Below are 203 nucleotides of genomic sequence, written 5' to 3'. Positions count from 1 at the left end.
AGCCGTCAGAGCCAGCCCTCCGCACCCGCGAATCAGAACTCCGGTTTTATTGCGATTACCTCTGTCGATGGATTCATTGACCCGCAGAATACTGATAACGTTCTGTCTGTAGAGACTACGGGGATCGATAATACCCACCGTGTACAGTACGAGCCGCGTGTTCAGGAACTTGATGAGTTCGGGAACATCGTTAATGATGACGT

The 203-nt window shown here is 50.7% G+C and carries 1 pseudogene; it reads left to right on the top strand.

The features are described 5' to 3' along the window. Positions 1-203 (top strand): annotated as a pseudogene (locus tag HMPREF2625_RS01870) (protein argonaute-2); the annotation flags it as partial.

It is taken from the genome of Rothia sp. HMSC064D08, assembly GCF_001809525.1.
GTDB classification, from domain to species: domain Bacteria; phylum Actinomycetota; class Actinomycetes; order Actinomycetales; family Micrococcaceae; genus Rothia; species Rothia dentocariosa.
Note: the sequence above shows the minus strand (reverse complement) of the source record. Positions and strands in the feature narration are given on the sequence as shown.